Genomic DNA, 23,829 nt, shown 5'->3' with positions numbered 1-23,829 from the left:
TGCCAGGGCTCGGATGTGCTGCATGCGAGAGCGGCAGACCCACCGGGACCGGCTCCGCGCCCAGGAGTTCGAGGCCTTCGTGGCGGGCGCGGGCGGCCGGCTGCTGCACACGGCGACGCTGCTCACCGCCGAGCCGGCCGCACCGGCGGCCACCGGCGTACGGGCGGAGCGGCTGCTCTGCGCGGCGCTGGCACGTACGTACGCGGAGTGGGACCGGCTGCGCGGCGAGGACCCGTACGACCGCACCCGCCAGGAGCTGGCGGTCCGCTTCGCGCGGGAGGCCTGGCGCCACCGGCGGCCGCTCGGCGGGGTGCTGGACCGGCTCGCGCCGCTGGAGCGGCTGGTGCTGGTGCTGCGCTTGTACGAGGAGGTCGGCGAGGACCAGGCGGCGGCGCTGCTGGGGCTTCCGCCGGACCGGATCCGGGCCGTCTGCGACCGCTCGGTCGCGGCGATGCGCTCGGGCGCGCGGGGGGCCTTCGGGGTGGCGCGGTGACCGGGGGCCGGGACCGCAGGGCGGAGGAGGTCCGGCGGATGCTGGAGGGCCCGCATCCGGCGGTGCCGGCCGCGCTGGCCGCCCGGGCCGCGCGGCGCGGGACCCGGCTGCTGCGGGTGCGGCGCGCGGTGCGGCGTACGGCCTGGTGGCTGGCGGCGGCGGTGTTCGCCGCGTTCCTGGTGTGGGCCGGGGTGGAGCAGCCGTGGCTGCCGGACCCGGCGGAGGTGACCCCGCCGCTGGAGGGGTGGTGAAGAAGGTGCCGGGGGCCCGCCCTGCGCCGGACGGGCCCCCGGGGCTCTGTTCCCCGGTCAGCCCAGGGCCTGGGTGAGGTCGGCGGCCAGGTCGTCGCCGTTCTCGATGCCGACGGAGAGGCGGACCAGGTCGGCGGGGACCTCCAGGAGGGAGCCCGCGACGGAGGCGTGCGTCATCCGGCCGGGGTGCTCGATCAGCGACTCGACGCCGCCGAGGGACTCGCCGAGCGTGAAGAGCTCGGCCCGTTCGCAGACCTTGAGCGCCTCCGCCTCGCCGCCCGCGACCCGGAAGGAGACCATGCCGCCGAAGTCCTTCATCTGCTTGGCGGCGATGTCGTGGCCGGCGTGCTCGGGCAGGCCCGGGTAGTAGACCTGGGAGACCTTGGGGTGGCGGGTCAGCAGGTCGGCGAGCTTGGTGGCGTTCTCGGAGTGGCGGTCCATGCGGACGGCGAGCGTCTTGGTGCCGCGCAGCACCAGCCAGGCGTCGAACGGGCCGGAGACCGCGCCCATGGCGTTCTGGTGGAAGGCCAGCTCGTCGGCGAGCTCCTGGTCGCCGACGACGAGCGCGCCGCCGACGACGTCGGAGTGGCCGCCCATGTACTTGGTGGTGGAGTGCACGACGACGTCCGCGCCGAGCGCCAGCGGCTGCTGGAGGTAGGGCGAGGCGAAGGTGTTGTCGACGACGAGGCGGGCCCCGGCGTCGTGCGCGACCTGCGCGACGGCCGCGATGTCGGTGATGTTGAGCAGCGGGTTGGAGGGCGTCTCGACCCAGACCGCCTTGGTACGCGGCGTGATCGCGGCCCGGACCGCCGCCACGTCCGAGGTGTCGGCCACCGAGAACTCCACGCCCCAGCGCGCGGCGACCTTGGCGAAGAGCCGGAAGGTGCCGCCGTAGGCGTCGTTCGGGATGACCACGTGGTCGCCCGGGGTCAGCAGCGTACGGAGGAGGGTGTCCTCGGCGGCGAGGCCGGAGGCGAAGGCGAGCCCGCGGCGGCCGCCTTCCAGGGCCGCCAGGTTCTCCTCCAGGGCGGTCCGGGTCGGGTTGCCGCTGCGGCTGTACTCGTAGCCGCCGCGCAGTCCGCCCACGCCGTCCTGCTTGTACGTGGACACCTGGTAGATCGGCGGGACCACGGCACCGGTGAGGGGGTCGGCGGTGTTCCCCGCGTGGATGGCGAGGGTCTCGAAGCTGTGCTGGTCGCTCATGGGCCCGAGCGTAGTTCGTCACGAGGGTCCGTACCGGCCACTCGCGGGCTCCGGGGACAATGGGTCCATGGAGATTCTGTTGTTCCTGCTCGCGATGTGCATGCTCGCCGCGATCGTCGGCCCCTGGGTGATGCGCCGGCGGGGCGGTATCCGCCAGGTCGCGCCGGGCTCGCCGGACGCCGCCGACCCCGACACGTACGGCTTCGCACGCCAGGAGGAGCTGGACGTCCGGATGCCGGGCCCCGACCAGGACCTCCTGGACGTCCTCGATGTCGTCCAGGCCACCCAGGAGTGGCGGGCCGCCTCGCAGCTCCTCGCCGGTACGCCGAAGGAGGGCGAGGTCCGCTGGCAGCGGGTGCAGGCCTTCGCGGGCGCGGCCTCGCTGGAGCTGGCCCAGCAGCCGGGCAAGGGCGGCTCCTGGCTGCGGGCCTGGCGGGCGGAGGCGCCGAAGGACGCGGGCGGGGCGGCGGTGCACGCGGAGTTCCTGGTGCAGCAGGCGTGGCGCTCCTCGTCGGCCGGGACCGACGACTTCCGGATCATCCTGGAGGAGGCCCGTACGGTCTGCGGCGAGGCGGCGCTGCTCGCCCCCGGCGACCCGGTGCCGTACGTCGTGGAGCTGGCCGTGGCCCGGGGCCTGGGCTACACACCCGAGCAGTTCGACCAGCTCTGGGCGAAGATCATCGACCGGGCTCCGGCCCACATGGGCGCGCACATCGCGGCGCTGCACTTCCACTCCGAGCGGTGGCACGGCTCCCGCAAGGACGCCGAGGCCTTCGCCACGGCCGCCGCCGCCCGCGCCCCGCAGGGTTCGCTGCTGGCCGCGCTGCCGCTGTTCGCGGTGTACGAGCACCTGCCGGAGGTCAACCTCGTGCAGGGCTTCTACCGCAGCCAGGTGGTGACCAAGGCGGTGGAGGGCGCGATGTTCGCGGTCCACGCGGCCCGCCCCGACGACCCGATGCTCGCCCACGTACGCCACCTGCTGGTCCTCTTCCTGGTCCACATGGAGCGGTGGTCGGAGGCGATGCACCAGCTGGTCCTGATCGACGGCCATGTCGGCGCGCTGCCCTGGACGGCGGAGGCGGACCCGGCCGCGCAGTACACGGTGTACCGGGCGCTGGCGGTGGCCGGCTACGAGGCGAACGGCGGGTCTCCGGCGACGCTGCCGCGCTGAGGCGGGGCACCGTCCGGCGGCCCGCGCGGTCAGGCTCCGACGGCCGGCGCGGGAGACCGGCCGACCGTCGTGGTCACCAGCGCGCCCACCGCGAGCGCTCCGCCCACCCACATCACCGCCGTGATGCCGATGCCGTCCGCCGCAAGCCCGCCGATCAGCACGCCGAGCGCGATGGCTCCGTTGAACACCCCGACGAACAGCGAGGATGCCGCCTCGCGGGCGTCCGGCGAGGCGAGCAGGATCCAGGTCTGCGTGCTGACCGAGACACCTCCGTAGCTCAGGCCCCAGACCACCATCAGCACGGCGGCGAGAGCCACCGACCCGCCCAGCCACGGCAGCGCGATCACGGTGGCCGCCATGACCGCGCTGATCACCAGCAACGTTCTGCGCGGCGAGCGGGCCGCTCCGGCACCGGCCAGGAAGTTCCCGGCCACACCGGCGACCCCGTACACCAGGAGCAGCGTGCCGATCATTCCCGCGCCGACGCCGGAGACGTCCTCCAGCACCGGCCTGACGTAGGTGTACGCGGCGAAGTGGCCGGTCACCACGAAGCCGACGACGACAAGGCCCGTACGCACCTGGGCGTTGCCGAACAGCCTCATCACCCCGCCGAGCGGAATCGCGCGCTCCGCGGGCAGCCGGGGCAGCAGGACCGCCGCCGCGACCAGCACCACCAGTCCGAGCCCGGCGGCGGCGAGGAACGCGGACCGCCAGCCGGCCGCCGCTCCCAGGTATGTGCCGGCCGGAACACCCAGTACGGACGCCACGGCGATGCCGCTGAAGACCAGCGAGGTGGCCGGGCCGACCGATTTCGCCGGCACCGGCCGCACGGCGAGGCCGGCCGCGAGGGCCCAGACGCCGCCCATGCCGATGCCGACCAGGATGCGGGCCACCACCATGACCCCGAAGTTCGGAGCCCAGGCCGCGCCCAGGTTGCCGATCACCAGCACGGCGACCAGCGCACAGAGCGCCACCCGGCGGTCGGTCCTGCCCAGCATCGAGACGAGCACCGGGGACGAGACCGCCGCGACCAGGCCGGTGATCGTCAGCGTGAGGCCCGCCACCCCTTCCGAGACCCTCAGCGACTCACCCAGCGGGGTCAGCAGCCCGACGGGCAGCATTTCGGACGTGACCACCGTGAACGTGCCCAGCGCCAGGGCCACCACGCCCAGCCAGCCACTGAGCGGCGGCCTCTGCCGGGTGGGTGGTGTGCCTGGGGATTCCTCAACCTGCGTCATGCGTCCAGCCAACAGACCACGCGGCGAGGGAACAACGGCCAACCTCTCATCCTTCTATGAGTGCGGCTCATCGATGGACCGGCGATCCGCGACACCGGTGCCGCGACAGGGGGAGAGACCGCTGTGAGCAGTCTGGACGCCCGCGAGTTGGAGGCCTTCCTCGCGCTGGCCGACGAACTTCACTTCGGACGGGCGGGAGAACGCCTGTACGTCTCGCAGAGCCGGATCAGCCAGCTACTGCGGTCCCTGGAGAACAAGATCGGTGCCCGGCTCGTCGAGCGCACCAGCCGCCGCGTCCGGCTCACGCCGCTCGGCGAGCAATTCCTGGCGGGGCTGCGCCCGGCCTTCGACTCCGTCCTGAAGACGATCGACGAGGCCCGGGACATAGCGCGCGGGGTCGGCGGGCTGCTCCGCATCGGCTTCCAGGGCACGGCCGACGACCAGGTCATGAACGCCGTCGCACTCTTCCAGAGCCGGTACCCGGAGTGCGCCACGGAGATCGTGGAGATCCCGTTCTCCGATCCCTTCGGCCCGGTGCACCGGCGGGAGGTCGACACGGCGGTGGTGCTGATGCCGGTCCAGGAGAGCGAGCTGGTGGTGGGCCAGGTCTTCTCCAAGCAGCCGCAGTCCCTCGCCGTGTCCACCCGGCACCCCTTCGCGAAGCGCACCGCCCTCGATGCCGAGGACCTCGCGGTCTGTCCGATCATCGGCGTCCACGGCGCGGCCCCGGAGTACTGGCGCCGCGCCCAGGCCCCGGCCGCCACCCCCGGAGGCCTCCCCATCCCCACCGGCCCCTCGGTGAGCACGCTCCAGGAGGGCCTGGCGCTGGTACAGGCGGGCCGCGGCGCGATGCTGCTCTGCCACCCCACCGCCGACTACTACGGTCGCCGCGCGATCACCTTCGTCCCCCTCACCGGCCTCCAGGACTCCTTTCTCGCCCTCGTGTGGCACCGCAACCACGAGACCGCCCGCACCCGCGCCTTCTCCCAGGCCCTCGCGGCCGTGGCCGACGCCGGATGAGCGGCCCGGCGGGGACCCGGCCCACGGTCGCCCGCTGCGGAATCCTGGTGGCCGCTCCCTTGTTGTAAGGGGACGACCCCGACCCCGGAGGAGCCCCCGCATGTTCCTGAACCGCCGCACCCCCGAGCTCCCCACCCCGGAGCAGGCCCTCCGCGGCCGCCCCGTCCCCGAATTCACCGTCCCCTCCCGCCACACGGTGCTCGGCAACCCGCTGGTGGGCCCGTACCCGGAGGGCCTGGAGGTGGCGGACTTCGCGCTCGGCTGCTTCTGGGGCGCTGAGCGGAAGTTCTGGCAGACGGAGGGCGTCTGGACGACGCTGGTCGGCTACCAGGGCGGCTACACGGAGAACCCGACGTACGAGGAGGCCTGCTCGGGCCTGACCGGCCACACGGAGGCCGTCCGCGTCGTCTTCGACCCGGCCGTCGTGTCGTACGAGGAGCTGCTGAAGCTCTTCTGGGAGTCCCACAACCCGACCCAGGGCTTCCGCCAGGGCAACGACGTGGGCACCCAGTACCGCTCGGCGGTCTACACCCACTCCCCCGCCCAGGCAGCGGCGGCCGACGCCTCCCGCGAGGCGTACCAGAAGGTCCTGACGGCCTCGGGCCACAAGGAGATCACCACGGAGATCCTCCCGGCCGACGGCCGCCCGTTCTGGCCGGCGGAGGCGTACCACCAGCAGTACCTGGACAAGAACCCGGGCGGTTACTGCGGGATCGGCGGTACGGGAGTCTCCTGCCCGATCGGGGTGGCACCGGTCGAGGGCTGAGGGCGCCTTCCCCTCGGGCCGGCGGCCTACCTCTCGGGGCGGCGGCCTACCGTACGCCTCGGGGCGGCGGCCGGCCGGCGCGCGGACGTCAGCCGAGCATCGCGGGCAGCAGCCGGCGCAGCAGCCGTTCGAACAGGGCGGCCCGCTCGGCCGGGCCCGCCGGGGGCGGCGGGCCCGCCGCCGTGAGGGCGGCCAGCAGGTGCGGGTGGCGGCCCTCAGCGGCGACGGCGGCCAGGTGGGCCGCCTGGGCGGGCGGGTCACCGGCTCCGGTGGCTCCGCCGGCGGCCGTCGCGGCCTCGCGGCGGGCGAAGAGCGTGGCCAGGCCGCCCAGGAGGCCGATCGCCTCCAGCTTCTGCCGGCTCGTACCGGGTGCGGGGGCCAGCACCGCCAGGGCGTGGTCCAGGTAGTCGACCGCGTGCGGGCCGAGCACCTCGCCCCGGCGGTCGTTCAGCTCCGGGAGCCAGGGGTGGCGGGTGTGGGCGGCCCTGGACTGGAAAGCCAGGGCGACGAGATCGCCGAGCCAGTCGCCGCTGGGGGCGGCGGAGAGGTCCAGCTCGCCCGCGACCGCGTCGGCCATGAGGTCCAGCAGCTCGTCGCGGCTCCCCACATAGCGGTAGAGCGAGGCGGGCCCGGTGCCCAGCCGCTGCGCGAGTGCGCGCATCGACACGGCCGCCAGTCCTTCGGCGTCCGCCAGGGCGACGGCGGCGGCGGTGATCTCGTACCGGCTCCGCTCGGGCGCGGGTCCGCGCGCGCCCCGCTCGGGGCGTGACCACACGGTCGCCGGCCGGGTCTCGCGGTCGGCCACGGTCCGCCACCTTCCGTTCCGTCTCAGCTCCTCGGACGACTGTAGTCTAATACTGCGAACACCGATCGCAGTAAATCGTCGCTGAAGTCGTCGAAGGAGCCCGCCATGACCTGGACCGAACGCCGCTTCGCCCGCAACGGCCCGGTCGAGCTGGCCCATGACCGCCTCCAGGAGGGCCGGGACGGCGAGCCGCTGCTGCTGGTCATGGGACTGGCCGTCTCCCGGCACTGGTGGCCGCGCGAGCTGTGCGCCGCCTTCGCGGAGGCCGGGTTCGCCGTGGCCCGGTACGACCAGCGGGACGCGGGCGAGTCCACCCGGCTGCCGAGGACCGCCCTGGGCTCCAACCCGTTCGCCGCCCTGGCCGCCCGGCGCTCCGCCGCGTACACCGCCGAGGACATGGCCGACGACGCCGTCGCCGTCCTGGACACGCTCGGCTGGGAGTCGGCGCACCTCTTCGGGCACTCGCTCGGCGGGGTCGTCGCGCAGCGGGTCGCGCTGCGCCACCCGGACCGGGTGCGCACGCTCACCTCGTCCGCCGCACTGCCGAGTGATGTCGGCGGGCTCGGCGCCTTCCGCCACCTGCGCCTGCCCACCCTCGCGAAGTTCGCCCGCATCAAGCCCGCCGGGGACCGGGAGGGCCGGATCGCGGCGGGGCTCGCGGTGGCGCGGCTCTGCGCGTCGCCGGGCTACCCGTTCGACGAGGCGGAGGCCCTGGAGCGGATCACCGCCGACGTGGACACCGGGATCGCCGACCCGGACGCCCAGTCCCGCCAGATCGGCGCCCGCTGGAGCGGCCCGCCCCTGGCCGAACTGCGCGTCCCCGCACTGGTGTTGCACGGTACGGACGACCCGCTGCTCAAGCCCTCCGCCGGACGGGCCACCGCCGCCGCGATCCCCGGCGCCCGCCTCGTACTCCAGCCGGGCGTCGGCCACGACATCCCGCGCGAGCGCAACGCGGCGGTCGCGGCGGAGGTACGGGCACTCGCGGACCGGGCGAGGGTGGGCGGACGCCCGTAGAGGTGAGGGTGGGCGGACGCCCGTAGTGGTACGGGTATTCGCGGACCGGGCGAGCGTGGGCCCGGCGACCGTCGGACGGGAAACCCGGATGCCGCAGGACGGCACGCGCCACTACGCTGCCCGGATGGCAACGCTCAGAAAAGTCCAGGTCACCTTCGACTGCGCGCAGCCCGAGCGCCTCGCCCGGTTCTGGTGCGAGGTGCTGGGGTACGAAGTTCCGCCGGTGCCGGAGGGGTTCGCGACCTGGGACGACTACACCAGCTCACTGCCGCCGGAGGAGCGGGACGCGTGGTTCGCCTGCTCCGATCCGTCGGGGGTCGGTCCGCGCCTGTACTTCCAGCGCGTTCCCGAAGGCAAGGTCGTCAAGAACCGGGTCCATCTCTGTGTGCGGGCCGGCACCGGGCTGGTGGGTGCGGAGCGACTCGCCACGCTGGAGGCCGAGCGCGACCGGCTGATGGCGCTCGGCGCGGTGTGTGAGCGCGTGATGCTCGCCGACGAGGAGAACGAGTCGTGCATCGTGATGCAGGACATCGAGGGCAACGAGTTCTGCCTCGACTGAGGCGGAGGCACGTGCCGTCGACGCAGGGCCTGCCGGGCCCTGCGCCCACGGCCGGTGTCACTCCTACGGCGCCCAGGGGCCAAGCATGTCGTTCATCGCGTCCGTCAACGCCATCTGCAGCAGCGGGCCGTAGGTGATGCGGCCGACGCCGAGACGGCGGAAGCGATCGAGGTCGTGCTTGACCGGGTGGGCCGTGGAGTTGACGGGTACGGAGACGGCGGCGGTCACCGCCGCGAGCAGCTCGTCGTTGTCCTGGATCTTCACCGGGTAGACGCTGTCCGCGCCGGCCTGCTCCAGGGCCAGCAGCCGTTCGATCGCCTCGTCGAGGACGGCGGCGGCGTCCTCCGCGTGTGCGAAGAGGTCGGTGCGTCCGTTGATCCAGACCGGGACGCCCGCGTCGTCGGCCGCCGCGCGCAGGCCCGCGATGTAGCTCGCGTGCTCCTGCGTGGTGCGGACCCGGCCGCCCTCCGAGTGGACGGTGTCCTCGATGTTGAGGCCGACACCGCCGACCTCGACCAGTCCGGCGACGAGATCCGCGGGCTTCTGCCCGTACCCGGCCTCCAGGTCCACGGAGACGGGGATGTCGACGGCCGCGATGATCGGCCGGACTGCGGCGAGCACCTCCTCGAAGGTCTGTCCCTCCTGGTCCTCGGCCCCGCGCGAGTCGGCGAGCGGATGGCTGCCGACCGTCAGCGCGGAGAACCCGGCGGCGGCCGCCGTCCGCGCGGACCAGGCGTCCCAGACGGTCGGCAGCACGAGCGGCTGGTGGTCGGCGTGCAGCTGCTTGAGGCGCTGAGCGCGTTCAACTGTGGTGCGAAAGTCCATGCCGGGACCGTACCCCCGGATCGGCCCGGCCATCCGCTCAAGCGGCGAGCCGTACGGTGCCCATCGGAGGGCCGGCGCGGCGGGCGCTGAGGCTGGCGGTCCGGGACCGTGCCCCGGAAAGCCTGATCAGCTCCCCCTGGGCCAGCGCGAGGACATCGGCGAGGCTCAGCCCGAGCGCCTGCGCGGCGGCGGCCAGCACCTCGGACGAGGCCTCCTTGCGGCCGCGCTCCACCTCGGAGAGGTAGGCCATCGATATCCGGGCAGCGTCGGCCACGTCCTTCAACGTCCGCTCCTGGGACAGCCGTTCTCTCCGGAGTACGTCCCCGACGAGGTCACGCCAGAGCGGCTCCCGGGCCGGAGTGGGCCCGGGCATCGCCGGGAACGGGCGCAGCGGGACGATTCGGGCCTGGTTCGTCGCTCGGATGGTCACCGCTTCAGCCTAGGAGCCGTACGCCCGGCAGGCACCGCTCAGGCGTTGCGCTCCGGGCGGATCTGCTGAGGGCGAAGTGACGTGACAGAGCGGCCGCGCAGGAGAGGCACCGGCGGGCGTTCCCACGCGGGCCGGTGCCTCTCGCACGTGCTGCGTCAGATCAGCCCCTGCGCCAGCATCGCGTCCGCCACCAGCTCGAAGCCGGCGATGTTCGCGCCGACCACGTAGTTGCCGGGGCTTCCGTACCGCTCGGCGGTCGTGTAGCAGGAGTCGTGGATGTGCCGCATGATCTCGGCGAGGCGCTCCTCGGTGTGGGCGAAGGTCCACGAGTCCCGCGACGCGTTCTGCTGCATCTCCAGGGCGCTCGTCGCGACCCCGCCCGCGTTGGCCGCCTTGCCCGGGGCGAAGGCGACGCCCGCCCGCTGGAAGACGTCGACCGCTTCCGGCGTGGTGGGCATGTTGGCGCCCTCCGCGACGGCTTTGACCCCGTTGCGTACGAGTTCCAGCGCGTCGGCCTCGTGGAGTTCGTTCTGCGTGGCGCAGGGCAGGGCCACGTCCACGGGGACGGACCACACGCCCGTACCGGGAACGAACCGGGCGTGGGCGCCGCGGCGCTCGGCGTACTCGGAGACCCGGCCCCGGCCCGCCTCCTTGATCTCCTTGAGGAGGGCGAGGTCGATGCCCTTCTCGTCGACGACGTACCCGCCGGAGTCCGAGCAGGTGATGACGGTCGCGCCGAGCTGCTGGGCCTTCTCGACGGCGTAGATGGCCACGTTGCCGGAGCCGGAGACCGCGACGGTCTGGCCCTCCAGCGACTCGCCGCGGCTGCGGAGCATCTCGGCGGTGAACAGGACCGTGCCGTAGCCGGTGGCCTCCGTACGGGCCTGGGCGCCGCCCCAGCCGAGGCCCTTACCGGTGAGGACGCCGGACTCGTACCGGTTGGTGATCCGCTTGTACTGGCCGAAGAGGTAGCCGATCTCGCGGCCGCCGACGCCGATGTCACCGGCGGGGACGTCGGTGTACTCGCCGAGGTGGCGGTGGAGCTCGGTCATGAAGGACTGGCAGAACCGCATGATCTCGGCGTCCGAGCGGCCCTTGGGGTCGAAGTCCGCGCCGCCCTTGCCGCCGCCGATGGGCATGCCGGTGAGGGCGTTCTTGAAGATCTGCTCGAAGCCGAGGAACTTCACGATGCCGAGGTTGACGGAGGGGTGGAAGCGCAGGCCGCCCTTGTAGGGGCCGAGCGAGCTGGAGAACTCGACCCGGAAGCCGCGGTTGACGTGGATGTCGCCGGAGTCGTCGGCCCACGGCACCCGGAAGATCAGCTGGCGCTCCGGCTCGCATATGCGTTCGATGATGCGGGCGTCCACGAACTCGGGGCGCTGCGTCAGCACGGGGCCGAGCGTCTCCAGGACCTCGCGGACCGCCTGGTGGAACTCCTTCTCGCCCTGGTTGCGCCGCAGGATCTCGGCGTAGAGCGGCTCGATGACCCGGTGGGCGGATGCGGACAGGGGAGCGGGGTCAGGGGTGAGCGGCATCTGATCAAGACCTTCCGTGGGTCGGCTCGTGCGCGTCGGCGCCTCCGTCCCGGGAGGCGCCACCGTCGTACGTCCCGATTGTCCCGCGTCGCCCGATGATCTTCGACACCCATCCACATGCTGGCCGTCCGGGCCCCTACCGCCCCTCCTCGGAGAACGGCGTGTCGCTCCACCGGAACCAGGCCCGGTCGCCCTGGACGTGCAGCAGGAACTCGGCAACGGCCTCGCCTTCCGGACCGGCCAGTGCGAGCGTGCTGTTCATCTCGCAGCAGACCCGCTCCCAGGCCTCCGCGCTCTCGTCGGTCTCGTCCTCGTCCAGCCGTTCCATGAGGGCCAGTTCGCGGTCGAAGAGCTCGCGTACGGTGGTGTCGAAGGCCGGGCCGGGGATGAACCGGCCGCGCAGCCAAGGGAAGTCGGGGTCGTCCACCGCGATCTCCCCGACGAGTTCCGTGCCGCGCCGCAGCCTCCATATGGTGCCGTTGAATCCCATGGTCGCCCCCGTACGTACTCGTGCATCTGTTCCCGTCACCGTAAGGGATTGGTGAAAGCCGGCAGGGGCAGGGGAGTTACCCGTCAGGAACCACGACACCTCGCCTGACGATCAGTCATGATGCTCCCCATGACGAAGCCGCGGGGGCGTCGGAGAACGCAATCTCCTTATCAGCCAAGGTTGTTGTACGGAACCGGCCGCACTCCTGGGGAGGCGCGGCAGCCCCGCCTCCCCCGGGGCACGGGCGAGACGCGCCGCTATCTGGCGGTCGGGCTCGACTGCTACCTGTGCCTGCTGGTCGTCGGCCTGCTGGTGCACTCCTGCCTGGGCGCGCCGGGCGCGGGGGCGGGCCGGACGGCGGCGGTGCTCGTCGGCCAGCTGACCGTGCTGTCCTTCGCCAACCAGGTGCTGCTCACGATGGCGGTACGGGCGAGCGCGGGAAAGCTGATCATGGGCGTACGGGTGATCCGGCTGCCGGACGCGGGCCGTCCGGAGTTCCGCCGCCTGGTCCTGCGCTGGCTCTACGGCCTGCTCTGGCTCCCGCTCCAGCCCTGGCACCACCTCCGCCGGACAGCTGCCGCACCACCGCCCCGGGAACGCCTCGGCGGCTGCCCCCGGGCCGCGGCCCAGCACACGGACCTGGCGGGAGTACGCCAGGTCCACCGCAGCGACCTGCGGTACTACCGGGAGGCGGTGGCGGGGCGTACGGACTGAGCCTCATCCGCGCGGTCCCGCGCGGCACGCATCGCCGCAGCGGTGGCCGACGCGTCGTACTCCGGCCCGACGCCCGGGAGGATCACCACGTCACCGTCGATGTGCCGGGTGCGCAGCGGCAGGATCTCCTGGTAGGCCGGAGACGCGTACCAGGCACGGACCTCCTCGACCCCGGGAAACGCCACCAGAACCACCGCCCCCGGCCACTCCCCCTCCACCACCTCCACCTCGGCCCCATGGACCAGGAAGCGGCCGCCGTACGGCTCCATGGTGGCCTGGATGCGCTCGAGGTAGCTCAGCACCTCGTCCGGGACGGGGCCGTCGGCGGGGCGCAGGTGGGCGATGGCGTACGCGGTCATGGTCCGCTCCTCCGGGGTGGGCGTGGCGTGGTCCTTCGGTACGCCTCCGATGCTGCCGGGCGGGGCGGAGGGCGTCGATTACCTCGGAGGTCATGGCGGTGGTCCGTGCGCCGGGCCGTGCTGGTTCTGCACTGCTTCTGTGACCACGGCTGCGGCTTCTTCGGCGGGTACGCCGAAGGCGGCAGCCCCCGGATGCGTTCCGAGGTGCCGCCGCCTTCAGATGGGGACGGGGGGGTGAAGCGGGGGTCAGCGGATCAGGCGGCGGAGCCGGCCTTCCACTGGGACCAGTCCATGTTCCAGCCGTTGAGGCCGTTGTCCGGCTTGATGGTCTTGTCCGGGGAGTTCTTGACGATGACCACGTCGCCGACCATGGAGTTGTCGTAGAACCAGGCACCCGGCGCGTTCGGGTCGTTGGCGCCCTTCACGTCCGCCAGGCCCACGCAGCCGTGGCTGGTGTTGGCCTGGCCGAAGATGCCCTTGCCCCAGTAGTTGCCGTGGATGAAGGTGCCCGAGGTGGACAGGCGCATCGCGTGCGGCACGTCCTTGATGTCGTACTCGCCCTTGCCGTCGTCATCGGTGAAGCCGACGGTGGCGCCGTTCATCCGGGTCTCCTTGTGCTTCTCGGAGATCACCATCTCACCGTTGTACGTGGGGTTCTCCGGCGAGCCCGCGGAGATCGGGATGGTCTTGATCGTCTTGCCGTCGCGGGTGACCGTCATCATCTTGGTCTTCGCGTCGACGGTGGAGACCTGGTTGCGGCCGACCTTGAAGGTCACGGTCTTCTGCTGGACGCCGACGACGCCGTCCGCGCCCTCGACGCCGTCCAGCGCCAGCTTCAGCGTGACGGTGGAACCGCCCTGCCAGTAGTCCTCCGGGCGGAAGTCCAGGCGCTGGCCGTTGAACCAGTGGCCCACGACCTCCTGGCCGCTGCTGGAGGTCACGGTGATGCCGTCCTGGACGGCCTTCTTGTCCGTGATCTCCTTGTTGAAGTTGATCGAGACGGGCATCCCGACGCCGACGGTGGAGCCGTCCTCGGGCGTGAAGTTCCCGATGAAGCTGTTGTCGGGCGAGACGGTGGTGAAGGAGCTGTTCTCGTGGGCCTTGCGGCCCTTCGCGTCCTCCGCCGTGGCGTCGATCTTGTACGTGGTGGAGCGTTCGAGCTGGCCCGCGGGCTTCCAGCTGGAGCCGTCGGCGGCCAGCGTGCCCTCGACCGCCTTGCCCTCCGCCGTGGTCATGACGACCTCGGTGAGCTTGCCCTTGGTGACGGAGACCTGGGCGGCGTTGTTGATGCTGGCGTTGGTGGCGCCGTTCTCCGGCTTGATCGCTATCTGCGCCTCGGACGCGTCCTCGGCGGCGGCCTTGTCGACCTCCTGCGCCTGTGACGACTCCGAACTCGCGGCGCCCGTCTTCTTCTCGCCGCCGTCGTCGGTACAGGCCGAAAGCACCAGCACGCCGCCGAGCAGTGCGGACGCGGCCGCGAGGCCCTTGCGCCGCTTGCTGTCCGTCATCACACGCTTCTCCATCGTTGCCGATTCCCCAAAATCCCCGAACGGGGCTGCCAGGCGGCGATTCCCCGTCAATGTTCCAAGAACACCTGGAACGAACGCTCCGTTCCACATCCGCCGGGGATGTGGGGAACACCACTCATCGACGCGGCCGCGGCAGCGGTGGTTCCCGCTGTCGGACCCGGATACGGATCCGCCGCACAGCACGGCCCCGGTCCGCGGTGAAGCAGGGCCGGGGCCGGTGTTCTCACACGTCAGACCCGCTGCGCGAGGTCACCGTCCTCGCCGTCGTTCCTCCCATTGTGCGCGACCGCGCCGCCGTACCCCTCCTCCTCGTCCCCGGTCCCGGCCAGGAACGGACCGTCCTCGTCGTCCTCGTCCTCGTCCCAGCCCTCTTCGTCGGGGTCGTACTCGACGCTCTCGCTGCTCCAGGAGGCCTGGGCGAGCTCGACCCCGGGCACCTCGCTGACCAGGTCGAACGGGTCGATCAGCGAGGCGAGGGCCTCTGCTCCGTCTGCCCGGACGGTGGCCTCGGCATGCATCCGCTCCTCGGCGCTGTCGCTCTCGGTGATACCCGATACCGGTTCCCCGTACTCGGCGGCGATGGATTCGAGCGCGGTGCCGGTGAGGGCGTCGAGGTCGGTGATCTCCAGCACCATCTCCACGCGAACGCGAACAAATCTGGATGTCTCTTCAGTGCTCATACTCCGGAGCGTATGGCTCCTGGCAGCCACGACTTTCCTCCGACCCGCTGCTTTGCTTAGCATCGGCCCACGGGGCTAACTCATGGTTGTCGCAAGGGGATCGAAACTGTGTCCGTCACTCGCCGCACACTCCTGACCGCCACCGCCGCGGGCACGCTGCTGGCCGCACTCTGGTTCGTCCCGTCGGCCAACGCGACCGCCGAAACCGCCGCCGACCCGGCGACCCGGAGCGCGCAGCCGGCCGCCGCCGAGGACACCGGCGCGGGGCTGCAACTCGCCGAGACCGGACCGGGCGTGGACACCACTCCGTATCTGATCGGCGGCACAGCGCTGCTCGGCATGGGCGCGGGCTTCGTCACCTACTCGGTACGCCGCTCGGGGACGCGCCCGGCGGCCTGAACCGCCCGTACGCGAAAGGGCTGCCACACCCCCCGGTGCGGCAGCCCTTTCGTACGCGTACGGGACCGGCTCCTCAGGCGTACGCGTACGGGACCGGCTTCTCAGGCCAGCGGCCCCGTGACCGGCTCCACCGCCGCCACCAGAGCCCCTTCCCGTACGAACGTGTCCGCGGCGGCGAGGTCCGGCGCCAGGAAGCGGTCCGGGCCCGGGCCCTGCGCACCGGCCGCCCGCAGCGCGGCCACGGCGGCCTGTGAGGCGGCGGCCGGGACCAGGCCTTCGGCGGCCCGGATCTCCACCGCGCGGGTCGCCGCGTACAGCTCGACGGCGACGATCCGGGCGAGGTTGTCCACGGCCGTACGGAGCTTCCGCGCGGCCGACCAGCCCATGGAGACGTGGTCCTCCTGCATCGCGGAGGACGGGATCGAGTCGGCGGAGGCGGGGACGGCCAGCCGCTTCATCTCGCTGACCAGGGCGGCCTGCGTGTACTGGGCGATCATCAGCCCCGAGTCGACCCCGGCGTCGTCCGCGAGGAACGGCGGCAGGCCGTGCGAGCGGTTCTTGTCGAGGAGGCGGTCGGTGCGGCGCTCGCAGATCGAGCCGAGGTCGGCGGCGACGATGGCGAGGAAGTCCAGGACGTACGCGACGGGCGCGCCGTGGAAGTTGCCGTTGGACTCGACCCGGCCGTCGGGCAGCACCACCGGGTTGTCCACGGACGAGGCCAGCTCGCGGCCGGCGACCACGGCCGCGTAGTCCAGGGTGTCGCGGCCGGCGCCGTTGACCTGGGGGGCGCAGCGTACGGAGTAGGCGTCCTGGACCCGCGGCGCGTCGTCCTGGTGGTGGCCCGTCAGGCCCGAACCGGCCAGCACCCGCAGCATGTTGTCCGCGCTGGCGCCCTGGCCGGGGTGCGGGCGGATGGCGTGCAGCTCGGGCGCGAGGACCCTGTCCGTGCCGAGCAGCGCCTCCAGCGAGAGGGCGGCGGTGATGTCGGCGGAGGTGTAGAGGGTACGCAGGTCGGCGAGGGCCATGACCAGCATGCCGAGCATCCCGTCGGTGCCGTTGAGGAGGGCCAGGCCCTCCTTCTCGCGCAGCTCGACCGGGGTGATGCCGTGCGCGGCGAGCAGCTCGCCCGCCGGGCCGACCGTGCCGTCGGGACCCTCCGCCTCGCCCTCGCCCATCAGGGTGAGCGCGCAGTGCGAGAGCGGCGCGAGGTCGCCGGAGCAGCCGAGCGAACCGTACTCGTGGACGACCGGCGTGATGCCCGCGTTCAGCACGTCCGCCATGGTCTGCGCGACCTCCGGGCGTACGCCGGTGTGACCGGAGGCGACCGTCTTGAGCCGGAGGAACATCAGCGCGCGCACGACCTCGCGCTCCACGCGGGGGCCCATGCCCGCCGCGTGCGAGCGGACGATGTTGCGCTGGAGCTGGGCGCGCAGCTCGGTGCTGATGTGGCGGCTGGCGAGGGCGCCGAAGCCGGTGGAGACGCCGTAGACCGGCTCCGGCTTGGCGGCGAGCGCGTCCACGATGAGGCGGGAGGCGGCCAGCGCGTCCACGGCGGCGGTGGAGAGCTCCACCCGGGCGCCGTGGCGGGCCACGGCGACGACGTCCTCGGCGGTGGTTCCGGACGTCCCCACCACGACAGTGTGCATATCCATATTCAGCAGCGTACGGATTGAAACCCGCTATGTCACTAGTGGTTCTCCGCAGAGACCCTTACCGGCCCCTGCCGACCCGTCCGTACGGTCACGGGCGGTTGCCGCGCAGCCTGCGGCGGTCGTGCGCCGACTTCGGCGGCGAGTCCGCGAGCCGGATGACCTCGCCGTCCCGCCCGGCCACCACCGGCCGCAGCGAGCGGGCCGCCTTGGCGCGGTACTGCGCGGCGTCCGCCAGCCGGAACAGCCGGCGGGCGGAGCGCACCGGGCCGATCGGGTCGCCGGTCGACGCGACCCCGCAGGCGACCCCGTCGCCGAGCTCGATCACCGCCGCCCGGTCGCACAGCGCGGTGGCGACTCCCACCACGTCGTCCGCCGGAGGCCCGTCCGCCACCAGGCAGAACTCGTCGCCGCCGAGCCGGGCGGCCAGCGCGTCCGGGAGCATCGCACCGCAGAGCGAGAGCACCGAGCCGAAACGTTCCAGCAGACGGTCACCGACCGCGTGGCCATGGGTGTCGTTCACCGCTTTGAGGCCGTTGAGGTCGCAGACGACGAGGCTGACGACGACCCCGGCGGTGCGGTGCGCCTCGATCGCCTCGTCGAGCCGGATGTCGACGGCCCGGCGGTTGGCGAGGCCGGTCAGCGGGTCGGTGAAGGCCAGCTTGCGGACCTCCTCCAGCCGTTCCGTCTGGGCGATCCCGGAGGCCACGACGGCGGCGAGCACGGTCGCGAAGTTGGCGTCGTCCCGGTCGAAGACCGGCTTTCCGGCCTGCCGCGCCACATACAGCTCGCCCCAGGCCCGCCCGTGCAGCACGATCGGCGCGACCACGCAGCAGCCGCGGCCGCGCCGACGCAGCGCCGCCACCCGCTGGTGGCAGTACGGGCGCGCGCCGCGCGCCGGGCCGCCGGCGCCGGGCAGGCCGTCGGCGGTCTCGACCCAGGCGTCGGGCTCACCGCCGCCGGCCCACCGCTCGTGCAGGAACTCGGTGATCTCCGGGAACTCGTGGACCGGGTAGGCCTCCTCCTCCGGGAACTCCTCCTCCCCGTCGGCCCGCTGCCCCGCGTTGACCAGGACCCGCAGCCTGCCCCGGTCCCGCTCCCACACCGAGAGCGCGGCGAAGCTGCCGCCCAGCGCCTCGCAGGCCCCCAGCGCGGCCGCCCGCCACGATTCGCGCGGCGTGTAGGCCGCGGCCATCGTCTGCGCCAGCGAAACCACGGCCCGCAGCCGAGCATCGTCTTCACCCATTTATCCAGCTTATGTATATTTGTTCCCTTTTGATCAGTTTGATGCGCAACTAATTTCCGGCGTCATCCAGCAGTGACCGGGTGGGTCACTCACCCGGCCACTGCGGGCTCCGCTTCTCGTTGAAGGCGGCCACGCCCTCCGCCCGGTCACCGGAGAAGGCCACCGACCGCCAGGCCGCGTCCTCCACCTCCAGGCCCGCCCGCAGGTCGAGCCCGTGCCCGAGCCGGAGCGCCTTCTTGGCCGCCCGCAGCCCGACCGGCGAGTTGGCGGCCATCCGGGCCCCGAGCGCGAGCGCCTCCGCCCGGTCCCGCCCCGCCGCCACCAACTCGTCCACCAGGCCCAGCTCCCGCGCCTCGGCCGCCTCCACCCGCCGCGCGGTGAAGACCAGCTCGGCGGCGCGCGGCGCCCCGACCCGGCGCGGCAGCAGCTGCGTACCGCCGCCGCCCGGGATGACGCCCACCGAGACCTCGGGCAGCCCGACCACGGCGGTCGCGTCGGCCACGATCACGTCGCAGGCGAGGGCCAGCTCGAAGCCGCCGCCGAGGGCGAAGCCGTGCACGGCGGCGATCGTCGGCATCGGCAGCTCCAGGACCCCGGTGTAGGCGGCCCGGGCGGTGGGCCGCTGACGTACCAGCTCGGCGTCGGTGAAGGAGTTCCGCTCCTTGAGGTCGGCGCCCACGCAGAAGGCCCGCTCATGGCTGGAGGTGAGAACGGTGACGCGGACGTCCCGGTCGGCGCCGAGGGCATCGCAGGCGGCGGCGATGGAGCGGGCCATGTCGGTGGATACGGCGTTCATGGCCTTCGGCCGGTCGAGGACCAGCTCGGCCACATGCTCCTGGCCCGCGTGCCGCCGTACGGCGACGAACTCCCCGAACCGCTGCTCGGACGTGACGGTCATGGCTGCACCCCTGTCGCTGGATCCCTGTTAACGAGCGTTATCGACAGGGATCCTAGACAGGGCGTACGGGGAACCGACAGGGCGAGCCGGACCCGACCACGTAAAGGTGCGGCTCAGGAACCGGTCTTGCCGCGCCGGGCCAGCAGCCACGGCTCCACCACCCCGAGCCCGCGCACCGGCCGCTGCCACATCGGCTGGAGTCCGAAGCGGTACGTCGGCAGCGGCGGCTCCTCGACCACCTCGCGGCCCTCCTTCTCGGCCAGCCGCGCCCGCTCGGCGGCGGCCGCGACCTCCTCGGCGGCCTGGGCCTCCGACTCCGGGGCGTCCCCGTGCCGGACCAGCTCCTTGGCGAACGCCCCGTCCACCAGGACGGCGTCCTTCGGAGCTATCGAGGTGAGCCGGCTGGCGAGGTTCACCGTGGTGCCGAAGACATCGCCCATGCGGGTGGTGACCGTGCCGAAGGCGATCCCGACACGCAGCGAGGGCATCGCCTCGTCCTGGGACATCGCCTCGATCAGCCGGAGCGCTATCTCGGACGCCGTACCCGCGTCGTCGGCGGCGAAGAGCACCTCGTCGCCGAGGGTCTTGATGAGCCGGCCGCCGTGCGCGGCGACCAGGTCGGCGGCGGTCGTCTCGAAGGACTCGACCAGCTCGCCGAGCTCCTCCTCCTCCAGCCGCCGGGTCAGCCGGGTGAAGCCGACGAGGTCCGCGAAGCCGACGGCCAGGCGCCGGTCGACCATCTCGTCGTCGTCCGCCGCCTGCACGACCCGGCCGGTCGCGGCGGCCAGCTGGCGCCGCCACACGTAGACCAGGAACTCCTGGAGCTCCGGCAGCAACAGCTCGACCAGCGGATACGTGACTTCCGTACGGGTCATCCCCGGCTCGGGCGGCTCGGTGAGCCCCTCCAGGAACGAGTCGATCTGCCACTCCGCCAGCCGCGCGGTGGTCTGCCCGGTCGAACGGGCCACCTGGATCGCCATCGGCTCGCTGAGCAGCCCCGCCTCCACCAGACCGGCGAGCCGGCGCAGGGCCAGCACGTCGGCCTCGGTGAGCGCCTTGGCCTGGCCGATGTCGGCGAAGCCCATGGCCCGCCAGAACCGGGAGGCCAGGTCCATGGAGACACCGGCGGTACGGGCGGCCTGGAAGGGCGTGTAGCGGCGGTCGGCCCCGAGGATCAGGGCTTCGAGGCGGATCGCGAGCGGGTCGTCGGTCGGCTCGGCCGTGTGGTCGACCTCGTGATGCGGCGTGGCATGGACCGAGGAGTCCGACGGGGGCTCCTCGCCCGCGCCGGACGTCGTGTCGCCGACGGTCACCAGCCGCCTCCTGCCCGTTCCCTGCGCACTGCCTGCCGATCTGTCGCTGATCGTCTCGGCACCGATCTGTAATGATCTGTCGCCGGATCGCCTCAACAATACGGCAGATGTGCCCTAGCTCACGTCGTTGGTTGCCCGATACGGGTGCGTCGCGCGTGACATCTACCGGTTACGCGGTATCCACCCCGTCTCACGCCCTCCGCAGGCTCCTCCCAGGCGAGCCCGCCCGGCCCGCCTCAGTGAGCCCGCACGGCCCCTCAGGTGAGCCCGCCCGGCCCTCTCAGGTGAGCCCGCCCGGCCTTCCTCAGGTGAGCCCGCCCGCCGCGCCGCGCAGGTGCACGATGTCGCCGGCCGACACCGGCTGCTGGAGCCCGTCCTCGGTGGAGAGCACCAGCCGGCCGTCGCCGTCGATCGCGACGGCCTGTCCGACCAGCGCGTCACCGCCCGGCAGCTCGGCCCGCACGGTCCGGTCGAGCGTCGCGCACCCGGCCGCGTACGCCGCCTGGAGCCCGCTCGCCGCCGCGTCACCGCCTGCTGCCTTCCACTCCCCGTACCAGTGCTCCAGCGAACGCAGCACGGACCTCAGCAGGGTCTCCCGGTCGGTGGAGACGGCTCCGGCGAGCGCCAGCGAACCGGCGGTGGGGGCGGGCAGCTCATCCGCGCGGAGTGAGACGTTGATGCCGAGGCCGACCACGATGCCGTCACCGGCGAACTCGCCGAGGATGCCGCCGGCCTTGCGCTCGGCGCCTTCCACCGTGACCAGCAGGTCGTTGGGCCACTTGAGTGCCGTGTCGACGCCCGCCGACTTCGCGAGGCCGGTCGCGGCGGCCACTCCGGCGAGCAGCGGCACCCACCCCCACCGCTCCACCGGCACGCCCTCGCCGGGCTCCAGGTAGACCGAGAAGAACAGCCCGGAACGCGGCGGCGCGGTCCAGCTCCGCTCCAGCCGGCCGCGCCCGGCGGTCTGCTCCTCCGCGACCAGGACCGTGCCTTCGGCCAGGCCGCCGGAACGGGCCCGTCCGGCGAGGTCGGAGTTGGTCGATCCGGTGGTCTCCACGACCTCCAGCTCGCTCCAGAGCGACTCCGGCCGCAGCAGCCCGCGGCGCAGGGCGGTCACGTTCAGAGGCGGCCGGTCCAGGTCCGACCAGCGATTGTGTGGCGCATCCGGTGGTGTCATGCAAGCCACCCTAGGTGTGGCAAAGGACGCACTGCCTTTCCGCAGACGCGCCGATACGCTACGAGTCAGTAGCCGAGGAGTGACGGACCAGAGTTGCCTGACCCGTTACGTATCAGCGTTGCGCAACCACAAGTTACGAGCCAGTAGCCGCAGAGCCGGACAGACGACCGCCCGTCCCCCCGTGACCGTTCACCGGTCGTCGTCCCCGTGACCAGGCAGGGAGCCGCCCCCCGATGTCCGAGCCGCAGAGCGACATCCACACCACCGCGGGCAAGCTCGCGGACCTGAGGCGCCGCATTGACGAAGCGACGCACGCGGGTTCGGCCCGCGCGGTCGAGAAGCAGCACGCCAAGGGCAAGCTGACGGCCCGTGAGCGGGTCGAGCTGCTGCTCGACGAGGGCTCCTTCGTGGAGCTCGACGAGTTCGCCCGGCACCGCTCCACCAACTTCGGCATCGAGAAGAACCGCCCGTACGGTGACGGGGTCGTCACCGGGTACGGCACGGTCGACGGCCGCCCGGTCTGCGTGTACTCGCAGGACTTCACCATCTTCGGCGGATCGCTCGGCGAGGTCTACGGCGAGAAGATCGTCAAGGTCATGGACTTCGCGCTGAAGACCGGCTGCCCGGTCATCGGCATCAACGACGGCGGCGGCGCGCGCATCCAGGAGGGTGTGGCGGCGCTCGGCCTGTTCGCCGAGATCTTCCGCCGCAACGTGCACGCCTCCGGCGTGATCCCGCAGATCTCGCTGATCGTCGGCCCGTGCGCGGGCGGCGCGGTCTACTCCCCCGCCATCACCGACTTCACGGTGATGGTCGACCAGACCTCGCACATGTTCATCACCGGACCCGACGTCATCAAGACGGTGACCGGTGAGGACGTCGGCTTCGAGGAGCTGGGCGGAGCCCGTACGCACAACACCACCTCCGGGGTGGCGCACCACATGGCGGGCGACGAGAAGGACGCCATCGAGTACGTCAAGTCCCTGCTCTCCTACCTCCCTTCGAACAACCTCTCCGAGGCGCCGGCCTTCCCGGAGGAGGCAGACCTCGCCACCACGGACGAGGACCGGGAGCTGGACACGCTGATCCCGGACTCGGCGAACCAGCCGTACGACATGCACACCGTGATCGAGCACGTCCTGGACGACGCCGAATTCCTGGAGACCCAGGCCCTGTTCGCGCCGAACATCATCACCGGCTTCGGGCGGGTGGAGGGCCACCCGGTCGGGATCGTCGCCAACCAGCCGATGCAGTTCGCCGGCTGCCTGGACATCGACGCGAGCGAGAAGGCGGCCCGCTTCGTCCGGACCTGCGACGCGTTCAACGTGCCGGTCATCACCTTCGTGGACGTGCCGGGCTTCCTGCCGGGCGTGGACCAGGAGTACGGCGGCATCATCCGGCGCGGTGCCAAGCTGATCTACGCCTACGCGGAGGCCACGGTCCCGCTGATCACCGTCATCACGCGCAAGGCGTTCGGCGGCGCGTACGACGTGATGGGCTCCAAGCACCTGGGCGCCGACCTGAACGTGGCCTGGCCGACCGCGCAGATCGCCGTCATGGGCGCGCAGGGCGCGGTGAACATCCTGCACCGCCGCACCATCGCGGCCGCCGAGGACCCGGACGCGACGCGCGCCGAGCTGATGGCGGACTACGAGGACGCGCTGCTCAACCCGTACGTGGCGGCCGAGCGCGGCTACGTCGACGCGGTGGTCATGCCGTCCGAGACCCGGGCCCACATCGTGAAGGGGCTGCGTCAGCTCCGTACGAAGCGGGAATCACTGCCTCCGAAGAAGCACGGCAACATCCCGCTGTAGCCGCCCGGCCCGTCACAGAGAGGTCTGCCCATGATCAGAGTCGTACGGGGCAACCCGACCCCCGAGGAGCTGGCCGCCGCCCTGGCGGTGGTCCAGGCCCGCGCCGCGGCGAGCGCCGCCGTCTCGTCCGGCGCGCCCGTCCCGCCCGAGCAGTGGTCCGACCCGGGCCGCATCGCCCGTACGGGCCGCCCGCAGCCGGGCCCGCGGGCCTGGGCCCGGACGTACTGGCCGGCCTGAACCGGACCGGG

26 protein-coding genes are annotated in these 23,829 nt (G+C 72.5%); 11 read left to right on the top strand and 15 right to left on the bottom strand.

What is annotated here, in order from left to right:
• The first annotated feature begins 22 nt into the window (after positions 1 to 22).
• Both ACQP09_RS23045 and ACQP09_RS23040 read left to right on the top strand, forming a co-directional pair.
• Positions 23 to 493, top strand: a complete 471-nt coding sequence (locus tag ACQP09_RS23045) for an RNA polymerase (RefSeq protein WP_433402499.1) — start codon at positions 23 to 25, stop codon at positions 491 to 493.
• A gap of 38 nt (positions 494 to 531) precedes the next feature.
• Complete coding sequence (locus tag ACQP09_RS23040; protein WP_433402496.1) at positions 532 to 744, top strand: hypothetical protein; 213 nt, start codon at positions 532 to 534, stop codon at positions 742 to 744.
• Between the two features lie 57 nt (positions 745 to 801).
• Here the strand turns inward: ACQP09_RS23040 and ACQP09_RS23035 are convergent, their stop codons facing one another.
• Positions 802 to 1,947, bottom strand: a complete 1,146-nt coding sequence (locus ACQP09_RS23035) for a cystathionine gamma-synthase (RefSeq protein ID WP_433402494.1) — start codon at positions 1,945 to 1,947, stop codon at positions 802 to 804.
• A gap of 67 nt (positions 1,948 to 2,014) precedes the next feature.
• Here ACQP09_RS23035 and ACQP09_RS23030 point away from each other — a divergent pair, with 67 nt between their 5' ends.
• Positions 2,015 to 3,118: a hypothetical protein gene (locus ACQP09_RS23030; RefSeq protein ID WP_433402492.1), complete on the top strand. Its 1,104-nt coding sequence runs from the start codon at positions 2,015 to 2,017 to the stop codon at positions 3,116 to 3,118.
• A 29-nt stretch (positions 3,119 to 3,147) separates the two neighbouring features.
• On the opposite strand, the gene ACQP09_RS23025 is transcribed toward ACQP09_RS23030, so the two are convergent.
• The gene (locus ACQP09_RS23025; RefSeq protein WP_433402489.1) at positions 3,148 to 4,356 is read right to left on the bottom strand and encodes an MFS transporter; all 1,209 of its coding nucleotides are present in this window, start codon (positions 4,354 to 4,356) and stop codon (positions 3,148 to 3,150) included.
• Between the two features lie 123 nt (positions 4,357 to 4,479).
• On the opposite strand from ACQP09_RS23025, the gene ACQP09_RS23020 reads away from it, so the two are divergent.
• Together ACQP09_RS23020 and msrA are read left to right on the top strand one after the other, a co-directional pair.
• Positions 4,480 to 5,376 carry a LysR family transcriptional regulator gene (locus ACQP09_RS23020; RefSeq protein WP_433402486.1) on the top strand — a complete coding sequence of 299 codons (897 nt, stop codon included), beginning with the start codon at positions 4,480 to 4,482 and terminating at the stop codon, positions 5,374 to 5,376.
• 100 nt (positions 5,377 to 5,476) lie between these two features.
• Positions 5,477 to 6,142: a peptide-methionine (S)-S-oxide reductase MsrA gene (gene msrA / locus ACQP09_RS23015; RefSeq protein WP_032757642.1), complete on the top strand. Its 666-nt coding sequence runs from the start codon at positions 5,477 to 5,479 to the stop codon at positions 6,140 to 6,142.
• An 88-nt stretch (positions 6,143 to 6,230) separates the two neighbouring features.
• Here msrA and ACQP09_RS23010 read toward each other — a convergent pair whose 3' ends face one another.
• Positions 6,231 to 6,947 (bottom strand): TetR/AcrR family transcriptional regulator, encoded by a 717-nt coding sequence (locus ACQP09_RS23010; RefSeq protein ID WP_433402484.1) that lies wholly within the window; start codon positions 6,945 to 6,947, stop codon positions 6,231 to 6,233.
• A gap of 105 nt (positions 6,948 to 7,052) precedes the next feature.
• Here ACQP09_RS23010 and ACQP09_RS23005 point away from each other — a divergent pair, with 105 nt between their 5' ends.
• On the top strand, positions 7,053 to 7,964 hold the full coding sequence (locus ACQP09_RS23005; RefSeq protein WP_433402481.1) for an alpha/beta fold hydrolase: 912 nt from the start codon (positions 7,053 to 7,055) through the stop codon (positions 7,962 to 7,964).
• A 124-nt stretch (positions 7,965 to 8,088) separates the two neighbouring features.
• Complete coding sequence (locus ACQP09_RS23000) at positions 8,089 to 8,523, top strand: VOC family protein (RefSeq protein WP_433402479.1); 435 nt, start codon at positions 8,089 to 8,091, stop codon at positions 8,521 to 8,523.
• A gap of 63 nt (positions 8,524 to 8,586) precedes the next feature.
• Here ACQP09_RS23000 and ACQP09_RS22995 read toward each other — a convergent pair whose 3' ends face one another.
• The 4 genes from ACQP09_RS22995 to ACQP09_RS22980 form a co-directional block, all read right to left on the bottom strand.
• Positions 8,587 to 9,348 (bottom strand): isocitrate lyase/PEP mutase family protein, encoded by a 762-nt coding sequence (locus tag ACQP09_RS22995; RefSeq protein WP_432148961.1) that lies wholly within the window; start codon positions 9,346 to 9,348, stop codon positions 8,587 to 8,589.
• Between the two features lie 37 nt (positions 9,349 to 9,385).
• Positions 9,386 to 9,778 carry a helix-turn-helix domain-containing protein gene (locus ACQP09_RS22990; RefSeq protein ID WP_433402476.1) on the bottom strand — a complete coding sequence of 131 codons (393 nt, stop codon included), beginning with the start codon at positions 9,776 to 9,778 and terminating at the stop codon, positions 9,386 to 9,388.
• A gap of 155 nt (positions 9,779 to 9,933) precedes the next feature.
• Complete coding sequence (gene gdhA, locus ACQP09_RS22985) at positions 9,934 to 11,313, bottom strand: NADP-specific glutamate dehydrogenase (RefSeq protein WP_433402474.1); 1,380 nt, start codon at positions 11,311 to 11,313, stop codon at positions 9,934 to 9,936.
• Between the two features lie 136 nt (positions 11,314 to 11,449).
• Positions 11,450 to 11,803: a hypothetical protein gene (locus tag ACQP09_RS22980; RefSeq protein WP_433402471.1), complete on the bottom strand. Its 354-nt coding sequence runs from the start codon at positions 11,801 to 11,803 to the stop codon at positions 11,450 to 11,452.
• 183 nt (positions 11,804 to 11,986) lie between these two features.
• Here ACQP09_RS22980 and ACQP09_RS22975 point away from each other — a divergent pair, with 183 nt between their 5' ends.
• On the top strand, positions 11,987 to 12,517 hold the full coding sequence (locus ACQP09_RS22975; RefSeq protein WP_433406728.1) for an RDD family protein: 531 nt from the start codon (positions 11,987 to 11,989) through the stop codon (positions 12,515 to 12,517).
• Here ACQP09_RS22975 and ACQP09_RS22970 read toward each other — a convergent pair.
• The 3 genes from ACQP09_RS22970 to ACQP09_RS22960 all read right to left on the bottom strand — a co-directional run bounded on the left by ACQP09_RS22970 (position 12,484) and on the right by ACQP09_RS22960 (position 15,040).
• Positions 12,484 to 12,876: a DUF1330 domain-containing protein gene (locus ACQP09_RS22970; RefSeq protein ID WP_433402469.1), complete on the bottom strand. Its 393-nt coding sequence runs from the start codon at positions 12,874 to 12,876 to the stop codon at positions 12,484 to 12,486. The genes ACQP09_RS22975 and ACQP09_RS22970 overlap by 34 nt on opposite strands.
• Positions 12,877 to 13,130: 254 nt before the next feature.
• Positions 13,131 to 14,399 carry a L,D-transpeptidase gene (locus ACQP09_RS22965; RefSeq protein WP_433402466.1) on the bottom strand — a complete coding sequence of 423 codons (1,269 nt, stop codon included), beginning with the start codon at positions 14,397 to 14,399 and terminating at the stop codon, positions 13,131 to 13,133.
• A 236-nt stretch (positions 14,400 to 14,635) separates the two neighbouring features.
• Positions 14,636 to 15,040: a hypothetical protein gene (locus ACQP09_RS22960; RefSeq protein WP_433406727.1), complete on the bottom strand. Its 405-nt coding sequence runs from the start codon at positions 15,038 to 15,040 to the stop codon at positions 14,636 to 14,638.
• A 153-nt stretch (positions 15,041 to 15,193) separates the two neighbouring features.
• On the opposite strand from ACQP09_RS22960, the gene ACQP09_RS22955 reads away from it, so the two are divergent.
• Positions 15,194 to 15,484, top strand: a complete 291-nt coding sequence (locus tag ACQP09_RS22955; protein ID WP_433402463.1) for a hypothetical protein — start codon at positions 15,194 to 15,196, stop codon at positions 15,482 to 15,484.
• A gap of 101 nt (positions 15,485 to 15,585) precedes the next feature.
• On the opposite strand, the gene hutH is transcribed toward ACQP09_RS22955, so the two are convergent.
• The 5 genes from hutH to ACQP09_RS22930 form a co-directional block, all read right to left on the bottom strand.
• On the bottom strand, positions 15,586 to 17,136 hold the full coding sequence (hutH, locus tag ACQP09_RS22950) for a histidine ammonia-lyase (protein WP_433402460.1): 1,551 nt from the start codon (positions 17,134 to 17,136) through the stop codon (positions 15,586 to 15,588).
• Positions 17,137 to 17,224: 88 nt separating this feature from the next.
• Positions 17,225 to 18,379: a diguanylate cyclase domain-containing protein gene (locus ACQP09_RS22945; protein ID WP_433402458.1), complete on the bottom strand. Its 1,155-nt coding sequence runs from the start codon at positions 18,377 to 18,379 to the stop codon at positions 17,225 to 17,227.
• Between the two features lie 85 nt (positions 18,380 to 18,464).
• Entirely contained in the window at positions 18,465 to 19,277 is an 813-nt protein-coding gene (locus ACQP09_RS22940) for an enoyl-CoA hydratase/isomerase family protein (protein WP_433402455.1), read from the bottom strand.
• A gap of 113 nt (positions 19,278 to 19,390) precedes the next feature.
• Positions 19,391 to 20,590 carry an adenylate/guanylate cyclase domain-containing protein gene (locus ACQP09_RS22935; RefSeq protein ID WP_432148979.1) on the bottom strand — a complete coding sequence of 400 codons (1,200 nt, stop codon included), beginning with the start codon at positions 20,588 to 20,590 and terminating at the stop codon, positions 19,391 to 19,393.
• A gap of 304 nt (positions 20,591 to 20,894) precedes the next feature.
• Complete coding sequence (locus ACQP09_RS22930) at positions 20,895 to 21,767, bottom strand: biotin--[acetyl-CoA-carboxylase] ligase (protein WP_433402451.1); 873 nt, start codon at positions 21,765 to 21,767, stop codon at positions 20,895 to 20,897.
• A 233-nt stretch (positions 21,768 to 22,000) separates the two neighbouring features.
• On the opposite strand from ACQP09_RS22930, the gene ACQP09_RS22925 reads away from it, so the two are divergent.
• Both ACQP09_RS22925 and ACQP09_RS22920 read left to right on the top strand, forming a co-directional pair.
• Complete coding sequence (locus tag ACQP09_RS22925; RefSeq protein ID WP_433402448.1) at positions 22,001 to 23,581, top strand: acyl-CoA carboxylase subunit beta; 1,581 nt, start codon at positions 22,001 to 22,003, stop codon at positions 23,579 to 23,581.
• 30 nt (positions 23,582 to 23,611) lie between these two features.
• The gene (locus tag ACQP09_RS22920; RefSeq protein ID WP_015610948.1) at positions 23,612 to 23,818 is read left to right on the top strand and encodes an acyl-CoA carboxylase epsilon subunit; all 207 of its coding nucleotides are present in this window, start codon (positions 23,612 to 23,614) and stop codon (positions 23,816 to 23,818) included.
• Positions 23,819 to 23,829: the final 11 nt, after the last annotated feature.

The organism is Streptomyces sp. CA-146814 (assembly GCF_050942385.1).
Classification (GTDB): Bacteria; Actinomycetota; Actinomycetes; order Streptomycetales; family Streptomycetaceae; genus Streptomyces.
Note: the sequence above shows the minus strand (reverse complement) of the source record. Positions and strands in the feature narration are given on the sequence as shown.